Source organism: Micromonospora sp. ABR4_055, from assembly GCF_056160425.1.
The window spans coordinates 1-8,639 of the sequence record NZ_JBSWXD010000217.1 but is presented as its reverse complement, the minus strand read 5'-3'; the positions used below and the strand labels follow the sequence as shown (position 1 = coordinate 8,639).

Annotated in this window: 12 protein-coding genes; all 12 read left to right on the top strand. The window is 69.8% G+C overall.

Annotated elements, in window-relative coordinates; translation table 11 throughout:
- The first annotated feature begins 256 nt into the window (after positions 1-256).
- The 12 genes from ACXAHD_RS29915 to ACXAHD_RS29860 all read left to right on the top strand — a co-directional run bounded on the left by ACXAHD_RS29915 (position 257) and on the right by ACXAHD_RS29860 (position 8,486).
- Positions 257-610 carry a recombinase zinc ribbon domain-containing protein gene (locus ACXAHD_RS29915; protein WP_475054818.1) on the top strand — a complete coding sequence of 118 codons (354 nt, stop codon included), beginning with the start codon at positions 257-259 and terminating at the stop codon, positions 608-610.
- A 91-nt stretch (positions 611-701) separates the two neighbouring features.
- A complete protein-coding gene (locus tag ACXAHD_RS29910; protein ID WP_278170261.1) occupies positions 702-1,340 on the top strand; it encodes a GOLPH3/VPS74 family protein in 639 nt (212 codons plus the stop codon).
- On the top strand, positions 1,333-1,713 hold the full coding sequence (locus ACXAHD_RS29905) for a hypothetical protein (RefSeq protein WP_421360309.1): 381 nt from the start codon (positions 1,333-1,335) through the stop codon (positions 1,711-1,713). The genes ACXAHD_RS29910 and ACXAHD_RS29905 overlap by 8 nt, the downstream gene beginning before the upstream one ends.
- 62 nt (positions 1,714-1,775) lie before the next feature.
- On the top strand, positions 1,776-1,907 hold the full coding sequence (locus ACXAHD_RS29900; RefSeq protein ID WP_278170260.1) for a hypothetical protein: 132 nt from the start codon (positions 1,776-1,778) through the stop codon (positions 1,905-1,907).
- 99 nt (positions 1,908-2,006) lie between these two features.
- Positions 2,007-2,444 (top strand): GNAT family N-acetyltransferase, encoded by a 438-nt coding sequence (locus ACXAHD_RS29895; RefSeq protein WP_475054815.1) that lies wholly within the window; start codon positions 2,007-2,009, stop codon positions 2,442-2,444.
- Positions 2,441-3,118, top strand: coding sequence for an endonuclease V (locus tag ACXAHD_RS29890; RefSeq protein WP_281550670.1), 678 nt, complete (start codon positions 2,441-2,443; stop codon positions 3,116-3,118). Before ACXAHD_RS29895 ends, ACXAHD_RS29890 begins: the two co-directional genes overlap by 4 nt.
- 206 nt (positions 3,119-3,324) lie before the next feature.
- Positions 3,325-4,662: an acyltransferase family protein gene (locus ACXAHD_RS29885; protein ID WP_281550669.1), complete on the top strand. Its 1,338-nt coding sequence runs from the start codon at positions 3,325-3,327 to the stop codon at positions 4,660-4,662.
- 190 nt (positions 4,663-4,852) lie between these two features.
- Positions 4,853-5,509, top strand: coding sequence for a hypothetical protein (locus ACXAHD_RS29880; RefSeq protein ID WP_289213220.1), 657 nt, complete (start codon positions 4,853-4,855; stop codon positions 5,507-5,509).
- Positions 5,510-5,549: 40 nt separating this feature from the next.
- On the top strand, positions 5,550-6,053 hold the full coding sequence (locus ACXAHD_RS29875; protein WP_282231504.1) for a sigma-70 family RNA polymerase sigma factor: 504 nt from the start codon (positions 5,550-5,552) through the stop codon (positions 6,051-6,053).
- Complete coding sequence (locus ACXAHD_RS29870; RefSeq protein ID WP_475054813.1) at positions 6,043-6,867, top strand: RICIN domain-containing protein; 825 nt, start codon at positions 6,043-6,045, stop codon at positions 6,865-6,867. Before ACXAHD_RS29875 ends, ACXAHD_RS29870 begins: the two co-directional genes overlap by 11 nt.
- A 155-nt stretch (positions 6,868-7,022) precedes the next feature.
- Positions 7,023-7,565, top strand: a complete 543-nt coding sequence (locus tag ACXAHD_RS29865) for a hypothetical protein (RefSeq protein WP_281550665.1) — start codon at positions 7,023-7,025, stop codon at positions 7,563-7,565.
- Positions 7,566-7,817: 252 nt separating this feature from the next.
- Positions 7,818-8,486: a C39 family peptidase gene (locus ACXAHD_RS29860; protein ID WP_281550664.1), complete on the top strand. Its 669-nt coding sequence runs from the start codon at positions 7,818-7,820 to the stop codon at positions 8,484-8,486.
- Positions 8,487-8,639 lie beyond the last annotated feature (153 nt).

The window sequence follows — 8,639 nt, the reverse complement described above, 5'->3', positions numbered from 1 at the left end:
GCGATCTGGCACAACAACAAGACCGGCGCACCCGTCACCCGGTCCCTGATCGCCTACGACCACTGACGGGACTTCGGAACAACTCGTCTAGCGGACCGGGTCCTGCACTCGCCGCTACGGACGTTGGTCGAGCAGGCCGAGGATGCAGCCGTCCGAGTCACCGCCTACCTGCGCGAATCCACGCGCATCTAGGTCCCTCCATTGTGAAGGCCACCGAGTCCGCCCACCTTGTCCTTCACCAACGGCAGGAGAACCGATGTCTGAGATCAGCGAGGGTGACTCTCTGCCGGCGGCGGAAACTAGCCAGCGTCGCGCCGGAGAACAGTGGCCGCTGCGTGGGGTCCTGGTGTGCGCGGCGTGTGGGCGGCGGATGCAACCGTTGCGGACCACTGACGGTGGTCGGGCGTACCGGGGGCCGTGTGGTTGCCGGCTGGGCCCGGTCGACGCTGGCCGGATCGAGCGGCTCGTCGGCCTGTCCATCGCCCGCCGCCGCCCCGACCTGGCCGCTGTGTCGCCGCCGCGCACCGACGCCGAAGTGATCGGCGAGGCCATCGATCAGGTGTACGTCGGTGCCGACGCCGACGACCTGCTGATCGTCTGGCGCACCTGAGCCGCCGCCCGTCGTCGCTGCCGAGGTGGGCCTGGCGGCGGGCGGCATTCCACGCCCCTTGTTCTGAGCACGATGCCGAGGAGCCTGCCGAATGTCCACGTACCCGCTGGCCGACGACCTGTTCCGGATGGCCCACCACCGGCTGCACGGCCGACCGTTGCTGCACCCCCGCGCGCTCAGCCACGGCCTGGCCGCCGCGCTGCTGGCCGAACTGCTCTACCCGCAGCGGATCGCCGTGCGCCGCGGCCTGGTCGTCGTCGGCGCGACCGTCGCCCCGCCCGACGACCTGGTGCACGGCATCCTCGCCCAGATCAGCGCCGCGCCGACCCCGCAACCGGTGAAGACCTGGGTCGGTCTGCTCAGCGAGACCGCGGTCCGGCAGGTCGCCACCCGACTGGCCCGCGCCGGCCACGTACGTCGGGAAGTGACCCGCCGCCGCCTCGTCGGGCGCGGCGAACGGTGGGTGCCCACCGACATGAACACCGCCGGCTGGCCCGCCGTCCGGCTGGCCACCGCGCTGCGCGCCCGCCGCCGTCTCCACGTCACCGATCAGGGTCTGGCGGCGTTGACCTGGGCCTGTGGCCTCGACCGGCACATCCTCAACGGTGCGCCGCCGCACGCCTACGACGACCTGCGCACCCTCGTCGACCACGGCTGGCCGCCGATCGTCGACCTGGCCCGGCAGACCCGCGCGGCACTCGGCCGTACCGTCGCCGCCCACCGTGGCTGACCGGCGGCGGCTGATGATGGTCGACTACCCCGACCCGGCCGGATACCCACTGGCCGCACTGATCCGCTGTGCGGACTGCCGGACCCCGATGACCCCGGCCGTCCGTGCCGCCACCCGCGTCTACCGGTGCACCGGTGCGTGCCGCAACGAGATCGACGCCCTGCACGCCGAAACCCTGATGTGGGACCGGGCCGCCGCCCGGCAACCACAGCTGGCCCGACCGCACCTGCCGGCCGACCGGCGGCGCGAGGTCTTCGCATCCCTGCTGACCGAGGTGTACGCCCGAGGCCCGTCGAGCTGGCTGTCCCTGCGTGCCTCCTGGATCGACCGTCGGCGACGGGTTGCCGGCCCGACGCCGCCCCCGGCCCGGTGACCTGAGTCGTCGCCGCCGAGACGAAGTCATGTCTTGCCCGCCCTGGAGAGAAGGAACAGGTCATGGACGTCTGCGCGTTGACCAGCGCTGCGGTGCTCGGCTACCTGGCCGGGCTGTTCTCGTTCCGGGTCAAGAGCCGCTGGTGCCCCAAGTGCGGGGAACTGACCACCACCCCGCCACCGCCGAGCGTCTGAGCCCTGCGGTCAAGCTGGTCGGGTGGCACAACGACAGGGCAGGGAGAGGCGGTGGGCGAGCCGGCGGATACGGATTGCCATGCCGCGTAGTCTGCCGACGTGCCTGAGCTGATCACACCCACCATCGAGCTGTACGCGTCGTGGCTCGACGCCCGCGACGAGTGGGGACGCGGCACCCATCAGGACGGCAGCGGGCTGCGGTCGTCCGACGACGTCGACACCGCCGCCGGGTTCGCCGCCTGGGTCGACCGGCTGCGCCGCCAGGGTGACGAGTCGCTGCCCGCCGACGAGGGGTGGGTGCACACCACCCACCGGTGGATCGTCGAGCAGGACGCCTACCTCGGGGCGATCTCGCTGCGGCACCGGCTCAACGACTTCCTGCACCGCGCCGGCGGGCACATCGGCTACGGCGTACGGCCGTCGGCGCGTGGCCGTGGCATCGCGACCTGGGCCCTCGGCGCGATGCTGCCGCTGGCCGCCGCCCGTGGCCTGGACCGGCCGTTTCCGCCGGCCACGCGCGGGACGGGGAAGCGGTGACGGCGGCGACACCGCGTACCGAGCGGGAGGCCGTCGAGATCCAGCGCGAGCTGGCCCGCCGGGTACGGGTCGACCAGCCGATGGTCGATCCGCCGAGGTTCGTCGCCGGCGTCGACGTCGCGTACGAATCGGACTCGTCGTCGGCGGGCCGACTCGCCGGTGCCGTCGTCGTGCTCGACCTGGCGGACAACCTGCCCGTCGTGGCCAGCGCGACCGCGACCGGCGTCTGCGACTTCCCGTACGTTCCCGGCCTGCTCGCGTTCCGCGAAGTTCCGGTCCTGCTCACCGTCCTCGAGCGGCTCACCGTCCGCCCGGACCTGCTGGTCTGCGACGGGTACGGCGTAGCGCATCCGCGCCGCTGCGGCCTGGCCAGCCACCTGAGCGTGGTCACCGGCATCCCGGCGTTCGGCGTGGCCAAGACGGCGTTCGTCAGCACCCACGGCGAGGTGCCACCCGAGCGCGGCGGCTGGGCCGACCTGGTCGACAACGGTGAGGTGGTCGGCCGGGTGCTGCGCACCCGCACCGGCGTCAGACCGGTGTACGTGTCGGCCGGGCATCTCATCGACATCGCCCAGGCGACCGAGATCACCCTGCGCCTGACGCCGCACTACCGGCTGCCGGAGACGACCCGCCTGGCCGACCGCGCGTGCCGGGAAGTTTCCCGGCACGGCTGATATCGGACGGCCTTTCATGTTAGTCAACCTGCTTCGTCGAAGAAAGGCATGTCGTTCTTGGAATCGAGTCCACTCGTCAGTCTGTGGGCATTAAGGTTCTTTCGGTAAGGGGACGACCTGATTGTCCCCGTGTCGGGGTCGTCGTGGCCAGCGGGAGACCCCGGCCTTTATCAATGAGGCGCGGTCCGGCCTTGAGGAGATCCGTGTTGAGTGCGCATGCGGCGATGTGTCGCGGTCTGCCGAGCCTTGCCGACCGGTACGTGCCGGACAGCAATTCGTTCGGGCTGATCCGCCTGGCCCTGGCCCTTGGTGTCCTCGTGGCGCATGCCTGGCCGCTGGGCTACGGCGCGGCGAGCCTTGGCTACGGAATATCGGCTGGGCAGAGCGAGCTCGGTTCGCTGTCGGTCCAGGGATTCTTCGTGGTTTCCGGATTCTTGATCACGGGAAGTGCGCTCAAGCACTCGGTCTTGCGGTATTCCTGGCATCGGGTGCTTCGGATTTTTCCCGGATTCTGGGTGTGTCTACTGGTCACCGCATTTGTGGTGGCGCCGCTGGTTGCTCTGTACGAGAATGGTACGATGCGAGGGTTCTGGAGTCATCCTCAAGGTCCATTTTCCTACCTGGCGGTCAACTGGTTCACCGCTATGGAGCAGTACCCGATATCGGGACTGTTGTCGTCTACTCCGTTCGGTCAGATGATGGGTGGGCCGAGCGCGTTCGATGGATCACTGTGGAGCTTGCGGTACGAACTTGTGTGCTATGGCCTGGTCGCTGTCCTCAGTGTGACTTCGGTCCTGCGCCTGGCCCCGCGGGCATTGCTGGCAATCCTGATATTCGGCTATGCACTGATTATTCGTGACATTTCAATTGCTTCGACATGGGCATTCCGGCCAGCTCCCGTCGGGGCGGTCGGCCCGTTTCCGCTGATCGGCTCGTTCGCCTCTGACTGGCTACTGTATCTGACTTTCCTCTTTGTGCTGGGCGCCGTCGTCCGCTGCTATATGCATCGCATACCGATGGACGGCCGGCTGGCTGTGTTGGCGGCCGTCCTGCTCGCGATCAGCCTACTGTGGGGCGGATTCGTCGTTGTCGGACTGCCAGCCTACGCGTACCTGCTCATATATCTGGGTGTTGCGCTTCCGCGACGGCTCGGACGGGTCGGTCGTGGGCGGGACTACTCGTACGGAATTTACATCTATGCTTTCCCGGTGCAGCAAGTTCTGGCACTGGTCGGCGTGGCCGAGTACGGCATGTCATCGTACATCCTGTTGTCGGTAATCGGTACGATGCTGTTCGCTGTACCGTCGTGGCATCTTGTCGAGAAGCCCGCGATGAGATTGCGGGCCCTCGACGTCGCCCGCCTGCCCCGGCCCGCTCGCCCTGCCCCGGTCAGGCCGGCGGCCGCAGGAGGTCCGGCGGGCGTACGGTCGTCCGTACTGCCACAAAGCCCCTACCAGGGCGGTCGTAATGCCTATTCGGCTGCGACGAACGGCACCGCGGCAGGTGACGGAGACGGTGGCCAGGTGCCAGCTCCGCGCGGCTGACGGACCGGTGCGGGGAAGGCTGCGCACGTGCGCCAGGTCGCCGCAAGTCCATGTGCATGGCTGAAACCGGGCGCCGCCGCCACACGTCTGGGGGTATGTCGGTCGAATCGAGAACATCGACCGGACCCGGCGGCGGTGGGCGGGTAGCCGTCGCTGCCGGGTCACCGACAGGCGGATGAGGGTGAGAACCGTGGTGACGAGCCGATGGATCACAGGTCTGGGAATCGCCGTGCTGGCCGGCGCGGTGGCGGCGTGCGGCACGAACGCACCGGCCGGTGACGCGACGCCGACGTCCGACCCGGACCCGACGACGGTGACCGGGACCCCGACCGCCAGCCTGGCACCGCCGCCGGAGCCGACGGCACCCACGGGCGGCCTGCCGCAGGTGCTGTCCGGCACCCGGCAGGTCAGCATCGTGCGGGCCGAGGCGTTCGAGTCCGGGCTGTCGATCACCGACGACGGACGGTTGGCCGAGGTCGACGGCGACGAGGGCCGCCAGTTGTTCGTCGTGGTCCCGTTGCAGGGGCGGCTGTTCCTGATCGAGTCGTACCAGGCGACCGGCGGCGGTCCCGGTGCCGGTGACCCGGTCTGCTGGCGGGTGCGCAACCCGGGAGACGGGGGATCGCTGTCGGTCGAGGGTGCGGCCTGCGACGCCGGGGACCCCCGGCAGCGGTTCGCGATCGTCGCGGCCGACACCGGCGCCGACGACACCTTCATGATCAGCAGCAGGTCGGCGTACCTGCGCACCTCGGCCCGCTCCGGGCTGATCCTGGAGGAGCAGGGCGACGGTTCGCCGACCCCGGACGGGTTCCGGTTCACCGACAACGGGCCGGCGCCGACCCGGTGACCGGTGCAGGAACGACCAGGTGACGGGTGGAGCACGACGGATGCGTGACGCCGACGAGTTCGACGCCTTCTACGCCGCGTCGGCCCAACGGGTGCTCGGACACCTGTCCGTGGTGCTCGGCAACCGGGCCGACGCCGAGGACGCGGTCGCGGAGGCGTACGCCCGCGCGTGGGACCGGTGGCGGTCCGTGCGCGACTGTGACAGCCCCGAAGCCTGGGTACGCACGGTCGCGTACCGGATCGCGGTGAGCTCCTGGCGTAAGGCGGTGAACCGGCTGCGTGCCCACCGCCGCGACGCCAACGGCCACCAGGTCGACGAGGTGTCGGCCGACCACGTCGCGATCGTCGCCGCGTTGCGCCGGCTCGGTGTCGACCAGCGCCGGGCCGTCGTGCTGCACCACCTGGTCGGCCTGAGCGTCGCCGAGATCGCCGCGGAGACCGGCACCAGCCCGAACACGATCAAGACCTGGCTGGCCCGGGGCCGCAAGGCGTTGGCCGTACACCTGACCACCAGCGGCGACGAAGGGCGGAGCCGTGCCGTCTGACGACCGATTCGACGAGACGCTGCGCGACGTGGCCCGGCGGGCCGGGCAGACCGGCCGGCTCGCCCCGGCGGCGGACATCCGGCGGCGCGGCGAGACGCTGCGCCGACGCCGACGTGCCACCACCGCCGCGCTGGCGGTGACGCTGGTCGGAGCCGTCGGCGCGGGCGTCGCTGCGATCCAGTTGGTGACCGCCGCACCGCAGCTGCCGGTCGGGCCCGCCGGCCCGACAATGAGCGTGCCGTCCGGATCGCCGTCCGGTGCGCCGTCCGGTGCGTCGACTGGATCGCCGACCGGGGCGCCGACCGGGGCGCCGACCGGGGCGCCGACCGGGGCGCCGACCGGGGCGCCGGCCTCCGTCGGGGACGATCCGCTGCTGTCCGGGGACCGCCAGGTCGCGATCGTGCGTACCGACGCGTTCGAGTCGGCGGTGTCGCTGCTCGACGACGGCCCGCTGGGCGAGGTCGACGGGACCGAGGGCCGGCGGCTGTTCGTCATTGAACCGGCCGGGGCGGACACCTTCCGGATCCGCGCCGCCGAACCGAACCCGGACGGCTCCGACGCGTGCTGGCAGGTCAGGTCGTCGGGGGCGGACCCGCTGACCGTCGTCGCGGCGGACTGCGTGGCATCCGAGCCAAGGCAGCACTTCTCGATCAGCGCCGTGGAACGGGACGGTGGGGAACCGTCGTACGCGATCAGCAGCGCCTCGGCGTACCTGCAGCATTCCGCCACCCGGGGGCTGATCCTCGAAGAGCTGGGCGACGCGACGCTCGCGACATACTTCCGGCTAGTCGACAATGGTCCTTCGCCGGGGTGAGCCGCCCGGCCCGGCGGTTTGACGGTACGGCTGACTGTCGCGCTTGTACGTACTGCTCTCGCCGCTGGGCTTCGTCGTCGAATACCGTCGAGGTGCCGATCGATCAGTCGGCATCCGATGGTCTGACGACAAGATTTGCGGGTCAGGTGGTCACGGTGAACACAAACTCTGCCGGTGCGTTGGCGAAGTCCTTCCAGTTTGTTCACAAGAATCTCGACGGGTTCAAGATCAAGGAGAAAGTCGACTCGATGGGAATCAACGGCTACATCAACTACTGCGCCGGTCTGGCCGCCGGCACCGGGGCCGCTGCCGGGCTCGGCGGCGGCGTGACGCTGGCCCTGGGCATCCCCGCCGACCTCGCCAACACCATCGCCCAGCAGTTCCGGGTCACCCTCGCGGTGATCTACCACCGGACCGGGCGGTACGCGGTCAGCTTCCCCGAGTTCATGAAGATCGTCGGACTCTCGATCGGGGTGGAACTGGGCATCAAGGGCGTCGAGTTCCTCGCCCTGCGGGTCGCGCAGGAACTGCTCAAACGGCTCACGGCGCGCACTCTGGGCAAGGCGGTGCCGATCGTCGGAGCGGTGGTCGGCGGAGGGCTGAACTTCGCATTCATCAAGGCTGTCGGCTCGACGCTGCTCGCGTTCGAGGACCAGATCTTCAACGATGTTGCCGAGCGACCGGCGATCGGCGGTTGATCTCCGGTTGATTGGCGGGACGGCGGAATGTCGGCCGCCCCGCTGCGGTTGTTACCCGGTGCGTCCCGTGGCGTACGCGTCGTTGTGATTTCCGCACGCGGGGCGTTGGGCGCGGTCGGGAATGGGCGTGGTATCAGCCCTGACCGCCGCGCTGGGCACCGACTGACCGATTGTCCCGTTCGCGGGGTCCGGGCCGTTGCCAGACGATCAGTGCCCGGATCTTCCGCACCCTCCCGGAACGGAGATCCGCAGATGACCACCGTTCTTCACCGATCCGCAATGTCCGTCGCCGGTCTGCTGGTAGTCGGCGGTGTGGTGGCCGGTCCGGCTGCCGCAGCCCAGGCTGCCCCGGCCTCGGACACCACGAGCTTGACCACCACTGCCGCCAGTTCCGACCAGGGCGGGTGGTCCAGCGAGGGCCGGCTGCTGGACATCCGCTACGAGCGGCAGCCGAACTTCTACTACTGCGGTCCGGCCGCGACCCGGATCGCGCTGACCGCGCAGGGCCGCGAACTGTCGCAGGATGAGGTGGCCAGCAGGCTGGGCACCACGGTCGCCGGCACCGACTCGGCCGCGGACACCACCCGGGTGCTCAACGAGCTCACCGGCGACGACAAGTACCGGACCACCGCGATCGAGGCGTCCAAGGCGAGCCAGGCGCAGATCGACCAGTTGCGCGACGACGTGCGGGCGACCGTGGACGACGGCCGAGCCGTGGTGGCCAACATCATCGGTACGGTGAGCGACGTCGACGGCCGGACCCACTCGTACCCGGGCGGGCACTACGTGACCGTGGTCGGCTACGGCGAGGGCGGCGACGCTGTCAAGATCGCCGACCCGGCCTTCCTGGGCGCCGAACACTACTGGGTGAGCACCGAGACCCTGGCGCACTGGATCGCCACGCGCGGCTACTCGCACTGACGTCCTGACCTCGCCCTGACCATGTTGGCCGGGGGGTTGAAACACCAAAACGAAACCACCCCACAAAATCCACAACTCAGCCTTTACCCCATTCCAGCCTTTCCACCCCACCCCCCGAAAGCAGACTACACGAAGCAGCAGAATGCCGCCGAG

Excerpts from the sequence above, each read along its gene's own strand:
- ACXAHD_RS29860 (WP_281550664.1), top strand. The coding sequence starts at position 7,818 with ATGACCACCGTTCTTCACCGATCCGCAATGTCCGTCGCCGGTCTGCTG.
- ACXAHD_RS29915 (WP_475054818.1), top strand. The coding sequence starts at position 257 with ATGTCTGAGATCAGCGAGGGTGACTCTCTGCCGGCGGCGGAAACTAGC.
- ACXAHD_RS29910 (WP_278170261.1), top strand. The coding sequence starts at position 702 with ATGTCCACGTACCCGCTGGCCGACGACCTGTTCCGGATGGCCCACCAC.
- ACXAHD_RS29900 (WP_278170260.1), top strand. The coding sequence starts at position 1,776 with ATGGACGTCTGCGCGTTGACCAGCGCTGCGGTGCTCGGCTACCTGGCC.
- ACXAHD_RS29875 (WP_282231504.1), top strand. The coding sequence starts at position 5,550 with ATGCGTGACGCCGACGAGTTCGACGCCTTCTACGCCGCGTCGGCCCAA.